20 protein-coding genes are annotated in these 16719 nt (G+C 37.8%); 6 read left to right on the top strand and 14 right to left on the bottom strand.

Annotated elements, in window-relative coordinates; all coding sequences use genetic code 11:
• Positions 1 to 95: 95 nt before the first annotated feature.
• Positions 96 to 1247: a lycopene cyclase family protein gene (locus ACOXY8_RS03775; protein WP_458330582.1), complete on the bottom strand. Its 1152-nt coding sequence runs from the start codon at positions 1245 to 1247 to the stop codon at positions 96 to 98.
• Positions 1248 to 1511: 264 nt separating this feature from the next.
• Here ACOXY8_RS03775 and ACOXY8_RS03770 point away from each other — a divergent pair, with 264 nt between their 5' ends.
• Positions 1512 to 2564: a M42 family metallopeptidase gene (locus ACOXY8_RS03770; RefSeq protein WP_458330213.1), complete on the top strand. Its 1053-nt coding sequence runs from the start codon at positions 1512 to 1514 to the stop codon at positions 2562 to 2564.
• A gap of 126 nt (positions 2565 to 2690) precedes the next feature.
• On the opposite strand, the gene ACOXY8_RS03765 is transcribed toward ACOXY8_RS03770, so the two are convergent.
• The 4 genes from ACOXY8_RS03765 to ACOXY8_RS03750 form a co-directional block, all read right to left on the bottom strand.
• Positions 2691 to 2858: a Lacal_2735 family protein gene (locus ACOXY8_RS03765; RefSeq protein WP_458330212.1), complete on the bottom strand. Its 168-nt coding sequence runs from the start codon at positions 2856 to 2858 to the stop codon at positions 2691 to 2693.
• 47 nt (positions 2859 to 2905) lie between these two features.
• Positions 2906 to 4495 (bottom strand): toxin-antitoxin system YwqK family antitoxin, encoded by a 1590-nt coding sequence (locus tag ACOXY8_RS03760; RefSeq protein WP_458330211.1) that lies wholly within the window; start codon positions 4493 to 4495, stop codon positions 2906 to 2908.
• A 77-nt stretch (positions 4496 to 4572) separates the two neighbouring features.
• The gene (locus ACOXY8_RS03755) at positions 4573 to 5172 is read right to left on the bottom strand and encodes a hypothetical protein (protein WP_458330210.1); all 600 of its coding nucleotides are present in this window, start codon (positions 5170 to 5172) and stop codon (positions 4573 to 4575) included.
• Between the two features lie 3 nt (positions 5173 to 5175).
• Positions 5176 to 6174 carry a 3-oxoacyl-ACP synthase III family protein gene (locus ACOXY8_RS03750; RefSeq protein ID WP_458330209.1) on the bottom strand — a complete coding sequence of 333 codons (999 nt, stop codon included), beginning with the start codon at positions 6172 to 6174 and terminating at the stop codon, positions 5176 to 5178.
• Between the two features lie 127 nt (positions 6175 to 6301).
• Here ACOXY8_RS03750 and ACOXY8_RS03745 point away from each other — a divergent pair, with 127 nt between their 5' ends.
• Both ACOXY8_RS03745 and ACOXY8_RS03740 read left to right on the top strand, forming a co-directional pair.
• Positions 6302 to 7522, top strand: a complete 1221-nt coding sequence (locus ACOXY8_RS03745; protein ID WP_458330208.1) for a M20 family metallopeptidase — start codon at positions 6302 to 6304, stop codon at positions 7520 to 7522.
• An 83-nt stretch (positions 7523 to 7605) separates the two neighbouring features.
• A complete protein-coding gene (locus tag ACOXY8_RS03740) occupies positions 7606 to 8355 on the top strand; it encodes a DUF6503 family protein (RefSeq protein ID WP_458330207.1) in 750 nt (249 codons plus the stop codon).
• 6 nt (positions 8356 to 8361) lie between these two features.
• On the opposite strand, the gene ACOXY8_RS03735 is transcribed toward ACOXY8_RS03740, so the two are convergent.
• The 9 genes from ACOXY8_RS03735 to ACOXY8_RS03695 all read right to left on the bottom strand — a co-directional run bounded on the left by ACOXY8_RS03735 (position 8362) and on the right by ACOXY8_RS03695 (position 14218).
• Positions 8362 to 9177, bottom strand: a complete 816-nt coding sequence (locus tag ACOXY8_RS03735) for a toast rack family protein (RefSeq protein ID WP_458330206.1) — start codon at positions 9175 to 9177, stop codon at positions 8362 to 8364.
• 14 nt (positions 9178 to 9191) lie between these two features.
• The gene (locus tag ACOXY8_RS03730) at positions 9192 to 9545 is read right to left on the bottom strand and encodes a TM2 domain-containing protein (RefSeq protein WP_458330205.1); all 354 of its coding nucleotides are present in this window, start codon (positions 9543 to 9545) and stop codon (positions 9192 to 9194) included.
• Entirely contained in the window at positions 9538 to 9849 is a 312-nt protein-coding gene (locus ACOXY8_RS03725; RefSeq protein WP_458330204.1) for a DUF2752 domain-containing protein, read from the bottom strand. The genes ACOXY8_RS03730 and ACOXY8_RS03725 overlap by 8 nt, the downstream gene beginning before the upstream one ends.
• A 142-nt stretch (positions 9850 to 9991) precedes the next feature.
• Positions 9992 to 10438: a large-conductance mechanosensitive channel protein MscL gene (gene mscL, locus ACOXY8_RS03720; protein ID WP_458330203.1), complete on the bottom strand. Its 447-nt coding sequence runs from the start codon at positions 10436 to 10438 to the stop codon at positions 9992 to 9994.
• A 218-nt stretch (positions 10439 to 10656) separates the two neighbouring features.
• Entirely contained in the window at positions 10657 to 11370 is a 714-nt protein-coding gene (locus tag ACOXY8_RS03715) for a TIGR04283 family arsenosugar biosynthesis glycosyltransferase (RefSeq protein WP_458330202.1), read from the bottom strand.
• Complete coding sequence (locus ACOXY8_RS03710; RefSeq protein ID WP_458330201.1) at positions 11345 to 11959, bottom strand: TIGR04282 family arsenosugar biosynthesis glycosyltransferase; 615 nt, start codon at positions 11957 to 11959, stop codon at positions 11345 to 11347. Before ACOXY8_RS03710 ends, ACOXY8_RS03715 begins: the two co-directional genes overlap by 26 nt.
• A complete protein-coding gene (gene arsS, locus ACOXY8_RS03705) occupies positions 11959 to 13002 on the bottom strand; it encodes an arsenosugar biosynthesis radical SAM (seleno)protein ArsS (RefSeq protein WP_458330200.1) in 1044 nt (347 codons plus the stop codon). Before arsS ends, ACOXY8_RS03710 begins: the two co-directional genes overlap by 1 nt.
• Positions 13002 to 13340 (bottom strand): arsenosugar biosynthesis-associated peroxidase-like protein, encoded by a 339-nt coding sequence (locus tag ACOXY8_RS03700; protein ID WP_458330199.1) that lies wholly within the window; start codon positions 13338 to 13340, stop codon positions 13002 to 13004. The genes arsS and ACOXY8_RS03700 overlap by 1 nt, the downstream gene beginning before the upstream one ends.
• Before the next feature lie 476 nt (positions 13341 to 13816).
• On the bottom strand, positions 13817 to 14218 hold the full coding sequence (locus ACOXY8_RS03695) for a hypothetical protein (RefSeq protein ID WP_458330198.1): 402 nt from the start codon (positions 14216 to 14218) through the stop codon (positions 13817 to 13819).
• An 83-nt stretch (positions 14219 to 14301) separates the two neighbouring features.
• Between ACOXY8_RS03695 and ACOXY8_RS03690 the strand changes: the two genes are divergently transcribed.
• From ACOXY8_RS03690 to ACOXY8_RS03680, 3 genes are all read left to right on the top strand, one after another.
• Complete coding sequence (locus ACOXY8_RS03690) at positions 14302 to 14733, top strand: (4Fe-4S)-binding protein (RefSeq protein ID WP_458330197.1); 432 nt, start codon at positions 14302 to 14304, stop codon at positions 14731 to 14733.
• Positions 14734 to 14801: 68 nt separating this feature from the next.
• Positions 14802 to 15656 carry a bile acid:sodium symporter family protein gene (locus ACOXY8_RS03685; protein ID WP_458330196.1) on the top strand — a complete coding sequence of 285 codons (855 nt, stop codon included), beginning with the start codon at positions 14802 to 14804 and terminating at the stop codon, positions 15654 to 15656.
• 3 nt (positions 15657 to 15659) lie between these two features.
• Entirely contained in the window at positions 15660 to 16655 is a 996-nt protein-coding gene (locus ACOXY8_RS03680; RefSeq protein ID WP_458330195.1) for a 1-acyl-sn-glycerol-3-phosphate acyltransferase, read from the top strand.
• The last annotated feature ends 64 nt before the right edge of the window (positions 16656 to 16719 follow it).

Raw genomic sequence — 16719 nt, 5'->3', positions numbered from 1 at the left:
TAGTGAAATAAAATTAGCCACATTTGAAAAACACCAAAGAATATTTTAATTGCACCTAAATATAGAATTTTAACGAAAGATGTTGTAGGAATCTTCTACTTTTTAAACACCTTATTTAGAGCTGAAAAACCATTTACAGTCATCTTTACTAGAGGAGTACTAGACATGATTTTTAGTTCTGTTCTAAAGCTAGTTTTTTCATTAAGAAAAGAGAAAATGTCTTCAGTTTTATTTTTTGCAAATAGATTGAAGAAAAATTGATCACCTGAATAGTTTTCTTTGGTTAATAGCCCTAATAAACTACTGTCATACCATCTGAAACGACTATTACTAAAGTGAGTGGAATATAGCGGGAGGTCACCTTGGGCTAGTCTATTGGCCATTAATGCTGCGTCTTCTTGTATACGACTAAAGGTGTAGCCAGTAGAGCCTTTACTTGCTCCACCCGCCGAACCAATCTTAATGATTTTACTATCTTTTTCAGCTCTCTTCAAAGGGAAATCAGTCATAGGAATAGCACCCATTTCTTCTTCTATTACTTCATAGGAGCCATCAATATGTTTTATCATATATTTTTCTAACTGCTTTGCATATTGCTCTTTCGTCCAAATGTCTTTTGAGAAGACCGTGAATTCAAGCAATGCTTCAGTCTCTGAAAAAGGCAAAATATACATAAAGCACGTGCCATCGATTTGAGGAACCCTGAAGTCCATAAAAGTGACGGCGTTTGGATCGAATTGCGGGTTTGATGTACGTATAACTTTACCGTAGAAATGCTGCCATAACCAATGGTATGGGTTTACTTTATCTGGTTTTGCTAGAAGGCTGCTAAAAATCCATTTGCCATTGAATTCACCAATATCACTTATTACCCTCCCGCTTTTATCTATGCTCTTGACTGTAGCATTTGTATAGCTAATATTTGTAGTATTTTGAAAGGCCTTATCAGTGAATTCATAAAAGTCCTTTCCCAAAATGGTTTTATACACAAAAGGCCTCAATTTCAACTTTCTCGAAACACAGCCATAATGTACCCAAGCATTTTCCCATCTCTTATGTACTATTTCCTCAAAAGGGCCAGGTCTCGACTCCCAAAAACTCCAAGTCCTATCATTTTGATTCTTAGATTCCTTCTCAATTATAAGTATTTTTTTCTCCTTAAGAGACTCATGTAAACTCATTTGATATGCCAAGCTCCTTCCAGCACATCCACCTCCAGCAATTATATAATCCCATTGAGTTTTCATCTTCACAATAATACATTAATTGAGTGAATTGTTATTTCTGAAAGTGAATTTCTGAAATTTTGCTCTGGCTACATAGGAGCTCTATCTAAATAGGGATAACGGAATTGCACAAATCAACCACATGTACAACTCTCAGACATGGCAATTGTCAGAACTATGATTAATAATAATTAGATGGTTTTTACATCGGAAAACCCATAACCCACATGTCTTTTATCAATCCGTTAGCAAATTCCCTATCTTTGAACAAACAATTGAAAAGCAATGAATCTAGACTTAGCTCTATTAAAAACAATATGCGAAACACCTGGAGCACCAGGTCACGAGAAGAGTATTAGAGATTTTGTAATTGAACAAATGACACCTTTTGTAGATGAAATTGAGGTGGATAATCTCGGAAATATTTTCACATTGAAAAAAGGAAAACGTAATCCAGATGGCAAAAAAGCAATGGTGGCGGCTCACTTAGATGAAATCGGATTTATTGTAACCCATATCGATGAACAAGGATTCCTCCGCTTTCATACCCTTGGAGGTTTCGATCCAAAAACGGTTGTATCTCAGCGAGTAATCGTGCATGGTAAGAAGGATTTGATTGGTGTAATTGGCTGCAAACCAATTCACGTAATGAGTGACGAGGAGCGTAAAAATCTACCTAAAATGACTGACTTCTTTATTGACCTTGGAATGCAAAAGGAGGAGGTAGATAAGTATATAGCAATTGGAAATCCTGTAACTAGGCAAAGAGATTTTATTGAAATAGGTGACTGTCTAAGCTGCAAGTCTATCGACAATAGAATAAGTGTTTACATTCTAATTGAAACTATGAAAGCACTAGAAACCCAGCCTTATGATGTGTATGGTGTATTTACTGTGCAAGAAGAAGTTGGTCTTCGAGGAGCGCAAGTTGCTGCACACAAGCTCAATCCAGATTTTGGCTTTGGGCTAGATACAACTATTGCTTTTGATTTGCCTGGAGCTCAAGCTCATGAGAAAATCACTTCACTTGGAAAGGGTGCGGCTATCAAATTGATGGATGCTTCAGCTATTTGTGACTATAGAATGATAGATTATATGAAACAAACTGCTGATAATCAAAAAATTACTTGGCAGCCAGAAATTCTGACGGCGGGGGGAACTGATACTGCCGGTGTACAATTACGCGGCAAAAATGGAGCTATTTCTGGAGCGGTTTCTATACCCACCCGCCATTTGCATCAAGATATAGAAATGGTAAATCGCGAAGATGTGAAATCATCTATAGCCCTATTAAAAGCCTGCCTCGAAAATTTAGATTCTTATAATTGGAAGCATTGAAAAAAAGTTGACAGGTAACAAAAGATGGTTATGAGATAACTGGATAAATTTTCATCCAACCACACAAGCCTGAAGTTCCTGTGAGCTAAAATACTAGGTTAATTATAAATCGATAACCCAATAATATCAACTATTCAAAGCATCAATTTTCTTGGCTACTTCCTCAGCTTCGGCTGTTTTTTCATCAGCTTTTCTTCGATCGGAGTGGGAGAGCTTATGCGCTTCTGCCATCAGCTTTGCGTATTCTTTTTGTAGTTTTTCTTTCTTGCTGGTTTTCTTAAATAGTCCAAACATGTTTACGAATTTTATAATACAACCAGCTAATTCAATATCTGTTCAGATCAATTATCTATTTCTTCATCAATTCCTAACTGGATTCCATTTTGGAATGTAACCACTTCAATTAAATAGCCTCTACGATCGTAATACGACCATTCTCCATCAGGTTCTCCATTTCTAAATAATCCTTTCGATTCTTCAGCTCCATTGTCATGGTAGAATATCCATTGGCCTTCTCTTACACCATCAACCATACTGCCTTTACCAGCAGTTCTGCCATTAGGATAAAAGTAAGTCCATTCTCCATGAGGCATGCCATCTAAGTAAGTGCCTTCAGACTCCTTGTTTCCATTACGGTGGTAGCTATAGCGAATGCCAGAGCCATTAGCAAAGCTGCCAGTTGGGAGTGTATCACCAAAAATGTTCATATATGGGCCTAACTCCATTAGTTTACCTCCCGCCCACGTTTCTTCCTGCATCAATTGACCGTTCTCGTGGAAAAGGCCCCAAAGGCCATCTTCTTCACCCAATAGAAATGATCCCACAGATTTTAGATTTCCTGATGGATAATAGAAAAACCATTGTCCATCTTCCATATCCGAACGATAGCGACCTTCTGCCTCAATTGTGCCCTGCTCAGTAAAATATTTCCAAAGCGAAACCTTCAAATCTTCTCTGTAATTACCAATGGAGAACATTTTGCCAGTTTCCAAATACATTTTCCAGAGACCATCTTTGAATCCATTGCGGTATTGTCCTTCCACACTGACCCTTCCATTGTAGTGATTTTCAAGGTAAGCTCCATTAGGTACTCCATTTTCATAAATTACTTCTTTGGCAATTCTGCCATTATCATGGTAAGCTTTCCAAGTGCCTGTAGCTATGCCATTTTCAAAAATGTTTTCACTTTTTAATTGACGATCTTCATAATACTCTTTCCAAATTCCATGCGGCTCGCCATTTAGGTATGGCTTCTCCGCAGCTAAAATTCCACTAGGATAATATTCTTTCCAGAGACCTACTTTTTTTCCATTATCATAGCGGCCTTCTTCTTTCTTCACATTGCCAAAATGGTAGGCTAAATATTCACCATTTGGTTCACCGTTTTTATAATTAAGTTCAGAAACTTGCTTACCCGACATGTCGAATATTCGACTTGGGCCTTCTCTTTCACCTTCGAGAAAATATACTTCAGAGTAGATTTTCCCATCTGCATAATATCCTTTCCAAAGACCCTGCATTTTTCCATTCTGCATTTCACCGGTCAGTTGTGGGTTGCCATTAGGATGGTAGAACGTCCAAGTACCAATCATCAAACTATCTTGAAATTGGCCTTGTGAACTTAATTTCCCATCTACACTATATTCCTTGTAATTGCCAGATGGCTTATCATTTTGATAGGTGATTTCATATCTCAGCATTTTATTTTCGTAAAAAAGCCAGAGGCCATCCCTCTTGCCATTCTCGTAATTTCCAGTTTGAACGAGCTGATCATCAGCATCGTAAAATGCCCATTGACCTTGACGCTGCCCATTTTCCATATTACCAACTGCACGTAAATTTTGCTCCTCAGTTGGAGGATTTACTTGGGCGTAAATATTTGATTGAAAGATGATTAGAAAACCTAAAGTAAGGATAATAAACCTATGCATAATGGATTTATATAATGTATTGATATGATAACAATATAACAGAAAAATGAATGAGAATTGGATGGCTACCTAAATTTTTAGCGATAAATGCCAATTTTGGATTTGCGAATTAGTTCAATCCAAGTTTCGTAACATATTAACGAAAAATCAGGCAAGTCGTTCGAGTTTGTTAAAGGGATTGTTCGAGCGATTTTAAGAACTCTCGGTTGATGATTGATTTGTTCTACTGATTCAACATCGTGCAAATATGAACTTACATCATGGTTCCAGTCTTCATCCACAGAAAAGCGGGAGGAAGGGTCGAAGCTAACTTGAGATAAATTCGCGAATGCATGACTTGCCAAATTTCCTTGTAAGTGCAGTGTAACGCTAAAATAGTTTCCCCACCAAAACATGGTTCGAAATAGTATTAACTCTTTTCCTTTTTTGAATCGCGGATAATCCAATATCAGATAGGGAAGTCCTTGCAAATTCTCGCCCTTGGAAATTTTACCACCTTGGGTGAGACTGCCAGCAGGAAGCAAACTGTGAAGGGAATTTACCTTGGGCTCTAGTCGGTTTTTAACCTCCCGCAATAGTTGCTTTACCTTTTCGTATGCAGTTTCTCGATACCTGAGAATTTCTACATCACTCAGAAACGAAAGTTCTTTTTCATCAAAAATCTCCTTCGAACCCATATTTTACATTTGGATCATTGCCGATGCCCAAGTAAATCCACTTCCAAATGCTGCTAAGCAAAGTAAATCGCCTTCTTTTAATTTACCTTTTTCGAAGGCTTCACTCATTGCAATGGGAATGGATGCGGCAGTGGTATTTCCATAATGCATAATGTTATTGAATACCTTTTCGTTTGGCAAACCAAGCTTTTCTTGTACAAAATTACTTATTCTCAAATTGGCCTGATGCGGAATGAAAAGATCAATATCTTCCTTGCTTTTGCCTGTAGCATCTAAAGCTTCTTGGATTACCTCTAAAAATCTGACCACGGCATGTTTAAATACCGTATTACCATTCATAGTTAGTTTGAAGGTTGGCCCGTCAATTAAGTCATGCGAAAGGCGCTCAGCACGACTACTTCCTGGATCTTTCACGTATAATTCTTCGGCAAATCTACCATCGGCATGCAAGTGGGTCGTTAATACGCCTTTGCTTGAATCATCCGTAGCTTGTAATATCACTGCACCGGCACCATCTGCGAAAATAACGCTAGATGAGCGGCCTTCATCAGAAATATCCAGTGCGGATGATTGTATTTCAGCTCCTACTAGCAATATTGTTTTGTAAGTGCCAGTTTTGATAAATGCATTTGCTACGGATAGGCCGTAGATGAAGCCCGAGCACGCATTGCGAATATCCAATGCACCAATACCACTAAGACCTAATTCTCTTTGCAACAATACTCCTGAGCCAGGAAAAAAATAGTCGGGAGTGATGTTGGCAAAAACGATAAATTCAATGTCCTTCACATCTATTCCTGCTCTTTCTATGGCCATTCTGGAAGCTTTGGTAGCCATATTTGCTACGGTATCTACTTCCGGATTGAACCATCTGCGCTCTTCTATTCCAGTCCGTTCCACTATCCACTCATTGGTGGTGTTCATTATTTTCTCAAGATCCTTATTAGTTACAATCTTTTCAGGTACATAATGGCCAATGCCTGTAATAACACTATTCTTCATAATTCGGGCTTATTTCTGGGTTTGCAATTTTAGGCAATAAATTCTAAACCAATAGTTTGATATTCTTGGTGTAAATCCACTTGTGGATGTGGACTTATAAACTTACTTTTCCTAAAAATGATTTGAAATGCGTTATTTTTCTGTAATCATATTCCTCCTTATTTGCACAAGCAGTTATGCTCAAATAATTGATATCAGTCAAAGTCCGACATTGCAAAAAGGTCTGACTTGGATCGAGAATCAAAAAACTAATTCCGCAGAAAGCTTAATAAAAATAGGTGGAATCATTAGTCCATCTGGCCAAGAGCAAGAAAGAGCCGAGGCTGTGATGCAGGAAATGAAACGAATTGGATTACAAGATGTGCGAATGGATAGCGGGCCAAATGTTATTGGAATTATCCCGGGTCAAAGTGCTGAACAATTGATTTTTGTGTCTACTTTGGACGATCTTGCTGGAGTTGCTGAGCACCAAAAAGCGGCTAATAGACTGCCATTTATCTCAAATGGAAAAGTAATTGGGCCAGGCACAAACACATCTTCCATTACAGTATCGATGCTATTGGCAGCAGAGGCAATTTTGGAAACTGGAATTAAACCACATTACACATTGGTATTTGCGTCGGTAGCGCAGGAGGAAACGGGATTGCAAGGAATGAAACTGCTGTACGACGAATTCAAAAATGATGCAATAGCATTTGTGGATATTTTGGGTGATGGTCGTTCATTAAGTTATGGCGCATTGGGCATCCATTGGTGGAAAATTCAAGTTTCGGGTCCTCCAGGACACTCTCTTAATGGTGGATTACCCAATGTAAATCAGGGAATTGGGAGAGCTATTGATAGAATTTTGAGTTTGGATTATCCGACAAAGTATAAGGATCAAAGCACCGTAATTAATGTTGGGATGATTGAAAGCGGCAATGTATTTAATCATAAGCCAGAGCAAGGTTGGTTTTCATTGGATATTCGTTCATTGGATGGGAAAGTGATAGAAGAAATTGAAACAGAAGTGGCTTCTCTTATTGCGCAAGTTGGCGAGGAAACTGGAGTTGAACTTAAAATGGAGCCGTTTCAGTTGACACCTGGAGGTCAAATTTCTGGCGCATTAGAATCTGAATTGGTTACCACAGGAATATCTATCAGTCAGTTTCTTGGATACGAACCGTCATTGAGTAATCGAGGTTCAAGCAATTTGAATGTTGCCATTTCACAAGGTACTCCTGCGCTTGGCTTGGGTGGTGAAAGAGGCGGGAGGAGAGGTTTCCCCGATGAGTGGGCCGATATTGAGACGATGAACAAATCAGCAAAACATGTATTCCTATTAGCAGCCTTACTGGGAACTAAATAAAAAAACCAATCAAAAAAAATTGCGTTCTATAGGTATCCTGACTTAATATTGTGCAAATAATCTCAATAAAATATATTTTTGAAATGCTTAAACAAACCAAGACAGTATCCTTCTTCCTATTAAGTTTTACCGTTTTTGGTATGATTGCTTGTCAAGAGAAAATTGATGCGCAAACTGTGGTGAGTAAGAGTATAAATGTGCATGGTGGCGATCTATATGAAAACAGTACCATCGAATTTTCCTTTAGAGATAGAGATTATAAAATACACCGCGATGGGGGAATTTATAATTATGAAAGGATTTTTACTGATAGCTTAGGCACTTTTCATGATTTTCTCAATAATGATTATTTCGCACGTGAAATTGACGGACAGCATTTCAGGTTGAGCGAAGAAGATTCCTTAGCTCAAGCAAATAGCCTCAATTCGGTAGTGTATTTTGCATTACTTCCATACTTCCTAAATGATCCGGCTGTTTACAAAACGATGCTTGATGATGTGGAGATTGATGGTGAGAATTATTATAAAATCAAAGTTTCATTTAGCCCTGAAGGTGGTGGAGTAGATTTCGAAGATGAATATGTGTATTGGTTCAATAAGGATGGGTTTACCATGGATTATTTGGCTTATTCATTTCATGTGAATGGTGGAGGAACCCGTTTCAGAAAAGCTATAAACAGAAGAGAAATCAATGGAATTATCTTCCAAGATTATATCAATTACACTGCCGCAACAGAAGTTGAGAATATTGCAAATTTTGACCAGTTGTTGAAAGATAATAAGCTGGAGCAAGTTTCTATTATTGACCTCAAAAATGTAGTGGTCAAAAGATAATAGCTACTATTTTACTTCCTCTATGTGCACTTGAATTTTGCCTATGGTATTTTTTACGGTAAGGTAAATAGTAACTGGGTTTTCTACAGTGTTAGATCTGTATTCATAGATTCCACCACGTTTTGTCAAACCTCCCGCCTCCACATCACCCAAATTCGTAGAAGTAGTCATTTCTACGTTCACAGTGTTTGGTAGCCAAATTTCCACAGCTCCAAGTGTGGTATTTATTTCAGCTTCGATAGTTTGCTTCCAATCACCTCTGAAGTCAGCTTCTACTTTGCCAGCTGTGGAATTAATATCCAAAAACTCCAAGGAAGAATCACCAAGTAGAGCCTCGCATTTGCCTGCTGCTGCATCTACATAAAGTCTCTTTACATTTGAATTGGCGATATTGATATTACTCAGTCCAGCTTTGAGTTCAACATTAAGTTCAAACTCAATGTCTTCGTTAATTTTCAAATTCCAAGCATTCTCAGTTTTCCCGCCTTCTCTATTGAAAACCCATTTGTTATTATTGCCTCCACCAGTAATATGTAATTCACCTACCTCGCTATCTTCTTCAACATAGTCTAAATCAATAGTATAATCCTCCATATTGTAGGTGAATTCTCCTTCCACTAATTTGCTAGTGCCAGGCTCAATACGGAGTTCACCCGCATTCATTTCTATATAGGCTTTCACTCGATTATTTGCGCCAATATCGATGGAGTTGTTGTTGGTAATTGAGCGCTCCATGAGTTTGCCTTCATTCACGATAATTTCGCAAGAAAACAAACCTACGATCAAGAGGCTGCCAACTAGAAACGGGAGAGACTTTTTCATTTTAAGCAGATGGTTTATTTCATTTGATTAAGATTGCCAGCAAGTTCAATAGCAACTTTTTGGTTGTTTTCATAGGCAAGCTCCTTGTATCGAATCAAATCGACGATGGTGCCGATAAAGCATAAGCCACACGTAAATAAAAATAGAAGCCCCATTCCGATTTCATTTTTTAGGAATCGTTGAACTCCAGCTATACATACAAACCCCAAAACGGCGGCAAGCAAAAAGGTCTCTTCAGATTTGCGTCGACTGCGGTAAGCATTTGCAAATATTTGTGCTTGCTCTTCTGTCATATTATTGATCAAAGATTGCACAAAGGCCATTTCGCTACCTTGTAATTCAGGAAGTAATTTTAATACACTAGGCATGGTTTGTCGTTTTTATGATGTTAAAATAATACTGATAATTCAGCTTGAAAATTCTTGAAATTAAAATAATTACAGCAAATGGGCCTAAAATATGCGCTTCTAATGAAGCAGATAAATTGCCATTGAAAAGCCAAGCGACTGAATGCCCTAGGCCGCAACCGAGACAAAAATCGAATCCTATTTGGTGAATTAAGCAAAGACTAAAACTACCAGAACTGTCTGCTGGATTGAAAACAGCCAATGCCACGAGACCTATTGTCCAGATTAGGCTTTCGATTGGCGGTATCCATTTTGGCAGTTTCATTAATTGCTTTTATATAAATATATGAGATTTGTGAGATCTGGGTTCGAATTGTTGATTATCGGAAAATGTGGAATCTTATTGATGATTTTTGATGGTAAGAATTCCTTGAAATGAAAAAAGCCGGCAAATACCGGCTTTCAATTTATTTCTGATTTTTAAGAATATCTCTAATTTCAGCAAGTAGTTTTTCTTCCTTGCTAGGTTCTGGTGGAGCGGGAGGAGCGGGTGGTGCTGCAGCTTTTTTCCTCTTCAGGTTATTCATACCCTTGATTACCATAAAGATGGCAAAAGCTATAATGATGAAATCAATGATAGTTTGGATAAAGTTGCCATAACTAATGGTGACAGCCGGCACAGCAGCGATTACATCTCCGGCAGCATTTGTAGTCTCTAATACACCTTCTTTCAGCACATATTCCAATTCTTTGAAATTCACACCACCTATTAATAACCCAATTGGTGGCATTAGAAGGTCGTTTACTAATGAACTCACAATTTTGCCAAAAGCAGCTCCAATTATGATACCTACTGCCATATCAACGACATTACCGCGCATGGCGAATTCTTTGAATTCTTTGATTACACTCATATTCTAATTAAGGTTGGTTCGTAAAGCAAAATAGTAATTTCTTTTTCTTTTTTTGATTTAGAGAAATTAAATTTTTCTAGGGCATTTTATCCGGTCTAGCCAATAAGGTTCTTCAATCTCATTTCGAGGTTTTTATGAGCCTCAATTTAAAATTGATGATTCTAACTTTGGTTAAGTCGTTTTAAGCCGTATAAGTTTTATAGGATTCTTATCCACAACTAAATTTTCCCTTGATTGATAAATCTCTTGTAAAATTTGGTGAGAGAAGATTGTGGGAAGCCCAAAAAGAAGCCAATGAAGATACAAGCATAAATAAATTGAAGCCTAACAAACCCGTTTTTCTCATAATTCCGCACCGAAACTAACACACTCTTTTGGACGATTTCGAATTTGCCGATTTTCCTCAATCTCCGTAGTAATTCATATTCTTCCATCACTATAAGAGACTCCTTATAACCTCCCGCTTTATCGAAAAGTGATTTCTTTATGAATAAGGTTTGACCGCCACCGCGAAAAATTATGCCTTTGAAACGAGTGAAATAAGAATTGCCTCTTAGAAATTTGTTTGAGGTATGAAATAAGGATCGAAAGCAACCATAATCTACACCTTCATTTATTTTGTGGAGGACATCACTTGTGAAATTTGCAGGAGGGAAACTATCAGCGTGGATAAAGTGCAGAATCTCTCCAGTTGCTTTTTTAGCTCCAGCATTCATTTGCTGGGCTCTTCCTTTATCAGTTTGTATTGCTTTTGCGCCAAAACTTATGGCATAGGCAATGGTTTGATCCTGACTACCACCATCTGCAATGATTATTTCTTTTATAAGAGACTTTTTATCCATTTTGATTAAATGAGGAAGTAATCTTTTCAAATTCTTCTCTTCATTCAAAGTAGGGATAATGATGCTAATTTTTGGTGGCTCCAAATTCATTCGGAAGCAAATTTAAATCAGCCACATTGTCTATATCTGAAAGAGTTTGAAGCATGTGTATGCTCAAGGATTTAGATTTCGCTCTTTGTAGTGATTGTTCCAAAACTTGCGCGTGGCTCCATTCCATATTTTGAAATAGCTCATAATGGACTTCTTTCATGGCAATTAGATAATAGCCGCCATCAGCCGCTGGACCAATTACCAAATCGTGATGATCGAGTGCCTGTTCAGCTTCATTCAATATTAAAATATTGATTTCCGGGCAATCAGAGCCGATAAGTATTAGTTTGGTGAAACTTTCTTTGAAATGAAATTCAAAAGCTTGAGCCATTTTTTCACCAAGACTGGAGCCTTTTTGTAAATGGAATTGGAAGGCTTCGATAGGCCAAAAATCAGAATTATCAATCCAATCCTTATTACTCCAAATCATTTTGGATCCATTGAATTGCAGAGCTACCTTTTTAGTGATTTGTAGTAATTGCCAATATATCTCCAAGGCTTTTTCATCTCCAATATCTGCTGCTAGGCGTGTTTTCACTTCTCCAGCTATGGGTGATTTCACAAATATGATCAGCCCTGATTTTGCCATTATGCTACCGAACCCCCGCAACTTGAGCCATTGCCAGCTGTACAGCCAAAGCAATGCCTACCAACTATAATTTCTCTTTTATTAAGAGCATCCAAATCGAATTCACTTATGTGTTGAGATTTACTTTGGCTCACTTTCAAGTCCAGCATTTGATTGAAATCGCAATCATATAAGAAGCCATCCCAACCGATGGAAAGTGTGTTGCGACACATTACAGAAACGGCAGCAGCAGGATTGAATGCATCAACTAATTCCTGCATATAGCTTTCGTAATTCCCACTATTGACCAAATAATCCAAGAAACGACTTATTGGCAAATTAGTAATGGCAAATAGAGAATTGAATTCAATATTGAAATCCTTTTTTAATGCAGTTTTAAATTCTTTTTCCAAAGCTTCCTGCGATGGAGGTAAAAATGCGCCTGCCGGGTTATACACCAAATTAAGAATCAAGCCGCTATCACTTTTGCCATAACCAACTTCATTGAGCAGTTTGAGGGCGTCTATACTTTTATTGAAAACGCCATCACCCCGTTGGCGGTCGGTTCTGGAACTTGTGTAAAAAGGAAGAGAGGAAACCACTTCTACCCTATGCTTTTTGAAGAACTGCGGGAGGTCATGATATTTTGGATTGGCCAAAATGATGGTGAGATTACACCTCACGATAATATGCCTACCTAGCTTTGAGATTTCTTCCACAAACCATCGGAAATTCGGATTCATTTCTGGCGCGCCACCTGTCAAATCAACCGTTTGGATATCGGTAGTTTTTAGCACATCCAAAATGCTTTGCATGGTAGCTTGGGTCATAATTTCCTTACGGTCTGGCCCAGCATCTACATGGCAATGCTTGCATACTTGGTTACACATTTTGCCCATATTCACCTGCATTATTTCTATGCCAGTGGCTTTTAATGGGCTCATGCCTATTATTTCTAATTTATCTTCGAAAAATGGCTGTTGATTTTCAGCTTCATTTTCTAATATCTCAATTTGCCTTTCGGCATGAGATAAGCGATGCCCGAGGGCGTTCAATGACTTCATTACATTCCAATTTCTTTCACCTTATTCATCATTTGTACACCATGTACTAAGCTGGCTCCACCTCTAATTGCAGCTGCTACGTGCACAGCTTCCATCATTTGCCCTTCCGAATAACCCTTTTTGTATGCATCAGACGAATATGCGTCTATGCAATATGGACATTGCACAGCATGTGCTACTGCCAGAGCAATCAATGATTTTTCTCTTGCAGTTAATTCTCCTTCTGCGAAAACTTCTCCATACCAATCGAAGAATTTGTCGCCCATTTTCTGCTGGAAGTCGGATATGTTTCCAAATTTATTGAGATCTTTCGCATTGTAATAGTGTTTTTCAGACATGTGCTTATGTTTAAGGTTTTAGGTTCAATTGATACAAAGTTCCAATTTTTGTTTCTAGATGTAGAATAGCATACGCTACAAATTGTTTTCAATTAGTTTTTCAGTTTCAAATCAATGTTTAAAAAGCAATTACGAATCTCAACAATTACACTCAAATAATGATTGCATTTTGTATGCTATTTAATTGAATTGTAGATTTAGTACAGGTTGAATTTTCCATTTCTAATCAAAACAACTTGTGGGATTTATTCATCCTCCCGCTTTTCCTTGCCACCTAAAGAATGGTAAACCAATGCAATTAATCGAAATGAGTTCTTTCATCTTCAAATAATTAAAATAATAAAAGCGACCCAATGCAGAGATTGGATCGCTTTTTCTATTGACACTTTTTCTCTTTATTTCCATTGTTATTTTTCATCCAATAGAAATACGAGTTATCCGAACTAATCAGATTTCATTAGGAGGAATTTTTTACATTATTGAATAGGAGCAGAGATATTATCCTGTTGCTGGCTGTGCGCTCCTAACACAACTATGCTGTAGCCTGCAATGATTGTCCCAATCGGGAAATTGAAAATGCCGAAAATTGATAATACAATTCCGAAAATGTAGCCACCTTTACTTTTCTTGTAAATAAGGTAAGCAGCAATTGTATTTAAAATCACAAAAAACAAAGCTATAAAGCCAATTAAACTAAAACCGAAATTAAAAAGGAATTCAATAACCCATTGATCTTGAACTCCTTCGTTCTCAATAATTTGCTTGATGAATGGAGCGAAGGCAAGAATGGCAACGCCTCCAATCAGGGCGAAAAATGCCTTGACGCCAAATATTATCGATACGATTTTACGGTGAATATCTTCTTTTGCCCAATCCATAGGAGTATTTTTTTGATGGTTTATAATCACTAATATAGGAATGAATGATTTTTTTTGCGTACTTTTTGGAAAAGCTTTAAGGAATGGACGAAAAGACACAAGTAAAGGAATATAAGAATGATGAAATCACCATTTTGTGGAAACCAAGTGCGTGCATTCACTCAGAAAATTGCTGGAGAGGACTTAACCAAGTGTTTAATCCACAAGAGAGACCGTGGATTGATGTAAACGGTGCAGATGTTCAAAGCATTAAGAATCAAATTGATAAATGCCCTTCAGGCGCATTATCCTATCCAAATATGGAAAAGCGGGAGGATAAGCCAGCTTTAGAAAATAGAATTAAGGCAGAGCTGCTAAAAAATGGCCCACTGGTTATTTATGGAGATGTAATTGTGAAAGATGCTGAAGGCAAAGAAACCTTAAAGGAAAAGCGAACGTCATTTTGTAGATGTGGTGCCTCCGCAAACAAGCCATTTTGTGATGGCACTCATAAAAAAGTTAATTTCGAAGGCTAATCACACAAGTTCTGGAAGCAAATACAATAGATCAGCTTAGCCTCAATTTTGATAATAGTACCACGTGGTTGCTAAACTTCTGCATTGCCTTTATCATGTTTGGTGTTGCTTTGGCTCTCAAGTTAGAGGACTTCAAGAGAATAGCTGAATATCCCAAGGCAGTACTTATTGGGATTATTTGTCAGTTTATTTTGCTGCCTCTTTTCACTTACTTATTGATATACATTTGGGAACCGATTCCTTCAATGGCTCTAGGAATGATGATGGTTGCTGCTTGTCCTGGAGGCAATGTTTCAAACTTTTTCAGTTTGCAGTCAGGGGGTAATGTAGCTCTTTCAGTCACGCTAACTGCATTTGCTACAATGATGGCCGTAGTAGCAACGCCATTCAATCTATATTTCTATGGAAGTCTTTACGAACCTACAGCTACCATTATCCAAAATGTAAATCTTGACTTTGCCGAAGCTTTAAAGACGGTATTCGTAATACTTGGCATCCCTCTATTTGCAGGGCTCCTTATTCGACAATATAATGATGTATGGGCTGAAAAGTATGGAGATTTGATTCGAAAAATTTCAATCGGAATTTTTATCGCTTTTATTATTCTAGCTTTCTCTTCCAACTACAATAATTTCATCCAGTACATTTCTTATGCATTTATTTTGGTAGCTATTCACAATGCTATGGCCTTTTGTATTGGTTATTATTCAGCGCAGTTGGCCAAGTTAGATGCGCCAGATCGACGTAGTATTGCCATAGAAACAGGTATTCAGAATAGTGGATTAGGATTGCTACTGGTATTTACTTTTTTCAATGGATTGGGTGGAATGGCTTTGGTCGTTGCGTGGTGGGGAATTTGGCATTTGGTAAGTGGACTTGCCCTTAGTTATTTTTGGTCATCTCGAAAAATTCCTGCTGTTTAAACTATGCTTTATTTCGTTTTGAAATACATCACACGCCTTGGGTTCTTCTTTTATTGCAAAAGGGTAATTGTAGAAGGTTTAGAAAATATTCCAAAAAAGGGTGCGGTAATTTTCACTCCTAATCACCAAAGTGCTTTTATGGATGCCATATTGCCCGCGGTGATGCTACCTAGAGATATTCATTTCTTGGCGAGAGCAGATATTTTTAAAAGCAAATGGGCAGGGAAAATACTGACAAAGCTACATATTAGACCAGTTTACAGACAAAGAGACGGTTTGCGTGAAACCTTAAAGAATATCGAGGTTTTCGAAGGCTGTAATGAATTATTGCGGGCGGGAGGTTGGTTGCTGATGTTTCCCGAAGCAAGTCAGTCTATGGTGCGGCGAGTTAGGCCATTATCCAAAGGTTTTACGCGTATTGCTTTTGGCGCATTAGCCTCTGCAGAAGAGGATGTAAATCTTTACATTATACCGATGGGTATCAATTACGAACATTATTCTGCGAGCAATGCGGTGATTAGGATGAGGCTAGGTTCGCCTATTTTGGTGAATGAGTACCTTGAAGAATATCAAGAAAATCCCACAAGTGCTGCTCGTAAATTGACTAAAGAGACAAGCAATGGCATGAAGAAAGTATGCTTGCATATTTCTGAAGCTGAGGAAACAAAGTGGTTTGGTGATGTGCCATACAGAGGAGTTGAATTAACTGATCCGGATTTTTTCCAAAAGGATGAACAAGCGAAGCTTAAGATCAAGAAATTTGGGCCAGCCTTTTTAGTAAAGTTGATGCATTTACCTGTCTATTTGATTTTACGATGGATTCTCACATTCAAAGTAAAAGATCCTCATTTTCAGCCATCAATTAAGTTTGCTGTAGCCTTATTTTTAGTGCCTATTTATTACATTGTAATTCTCATATTTGGCAACTTGTTCGACTTTGAATTTGTTGCTGCTATTCTGGTATCAATAGCTTTTCTATCCTTTTTCACTCAAAAGTGAAATCACCTTTCTCGCCTTAATTCCATTATCTTTGTGCTTTAGTTTTCATCGTTCTCAATAGCAA

The sequence above is a fragment of the Peijinzhouia sedimentorum genome, from assembly GCF_049340005.1.
Lineage (GTDB): Bacteria > Bacteroidota > Bacteroidia > Cytophagales > Cyclobacteriaceae > CAXBDP01.
The sequence above is the reverse complement of the archived record's forward strand: the minus strand, read 5'-3'. Positions and strand labels throughout refer to the sequence as shown.

What these genes read in the sequence shown, in the direction of transcription:
- ACOXY8_RS03750 (WP_458330209.1), bottom strand. Translation starts at nt 6,174, where the DNA reads ATGAAGAATAGTGTTATTACAGGCATTGGCCATTATGTACCTGAAAAG.
- mscL (WP_458330203.1), bottom strand. Translation starts at nt 10,438, where the DNA reads ATGAGTGTAATCAAAGAATTCAAAGAATTCGCCATGCGCGGTAATGTC.
- ACOXY8_RS03695 (WP_458330198.1), bottom strand. Translation starts at nt 14,218, where the DNA reads ATGGATTGGGCAAAAGAAGATATTCACCGTAAAATCGTATCGATAATA.
- ACOXY8_RS03755 (WP_458330210.1), bottom strand. Translation starts at nt 5,172, where the DNA reads ATGGGTTCGAAGGAGATTTTTGATGAAAAAGAACTTTCGTTTCTGAGT.
- ACOXY8_RS03775 (WP_458330582.1), bottom strand. Translation starts at nt 1,247, where the DNA reads ATGAAAACTCAATGGGATTATATAATTGCTGGAGGTGGATGTGCTGGA.
- ACOXY8_RS03725 (WP_458330204.1), bottom strand. Translation starts at nt 9,849, where the DNA reads ATGAAACTGCCAAAATGGATACCGCCAATCGAAAGCCTAATCTGGACA.
- ACOXY8_RS03740 (WP_458330207.1), top strand. Translation starts at nt 7,606, where the DNA reads ATGCTTAAACAAACCAAGACAGTATCCTTCTTCCTATTAAGTTTTACC.
- ACOXY8_RS03745 (WP_458330208.1), top strand. Translation starts at nt 6,302, where the DNA reads ATGCGTTATTTTTCTGTAATCATATTCCTCCTTATTTGCACAAGCAGT.
- ACOXY8_RS03770 (WP_458330213.1), top strand. Translation starts at nt 1,512, where the DNA reads ATGAATCTAGACTTAGCTCTATTAAAAACAATATGCGAAACACCTGGA.
- ACOXY8_RS03700 (WP_458330199.1), bottom strand. Translation starts at nt 13,340, where the DNA reads ATGTCTGAAAAACACTATTACAATGCGAAAGATCTCAATAAATTTGGA.
- ACOXY8_RS03760 (WP_458330211.1), bottom strand. Translation starts at nt 4,495, where the DNA reads ATGCATAGGTTTATTATCCTTACTTTAGGTTTTCTAATCATCTTTCAA.
- ACOXY8_RS03730 (WP_458330205.1), bottom strand. Translation starts at nt 9,545, where the DNA reads ATGCCTAGTGTATTAAAATTACTTCCTGAATTACAAGGTAGCGAAATG.
- ACOXY8_RS03735 (WP_458330206.1), bottom strand. Translation starts at nt 9,177, where the DNA reads ATGAAAAAGTCTCTCCCGTTTCTAGTTGGCAGCCTCTTGATCGTAGGT.
- ACOXY8_RS03680 (WP_458330195.1), top strand. Translation starts at nt 15,660, where the DNA reads ATGCTTTATTTCGTTTTGAAATACATCACACGCCTTGGGTTCTTCTTT.
- ACOXY8_RS03715 (WP_458330202.1), bottom strand. Translation starts at nt 11,370, where the DNA reads ATGAATTTGGAGCCACCAAAAATTAGCATCATTATCCCTACTTTGAAT.
- ACOXY8_RS03690 (WP_458330197.1), top strand. Translation starts at nt 14,302, where the DNA reads ATGGACGAAAAGACACAAGTAAAGGAATATAAGAATGATGAAATCACC.
- ACOXY8_RS03765 (WP_458330212.1), bottom strand. Translation starts at nt 2,858, where the DNA reads ATGTTTGGACTATTTAAGAAAACCAGCAAGAAAGAAAAACTACAAAAA.
- arsS (WP_458330200.1), bottom strand. Translation starts at nt 13,002, where the DNA reads ATGAAGTCATTGAACGCCCTCGGGCATCGCTTATCTCATGCCGAAAGG.
- ACOXY8_RS03710 (WP_458330201.1), bottom strand. Translation starts at nt 11,959, where the DNA reads ATGGCAAAATCAGGGCTGATCATATTTGTGAAATCACCCATAGCTGGA.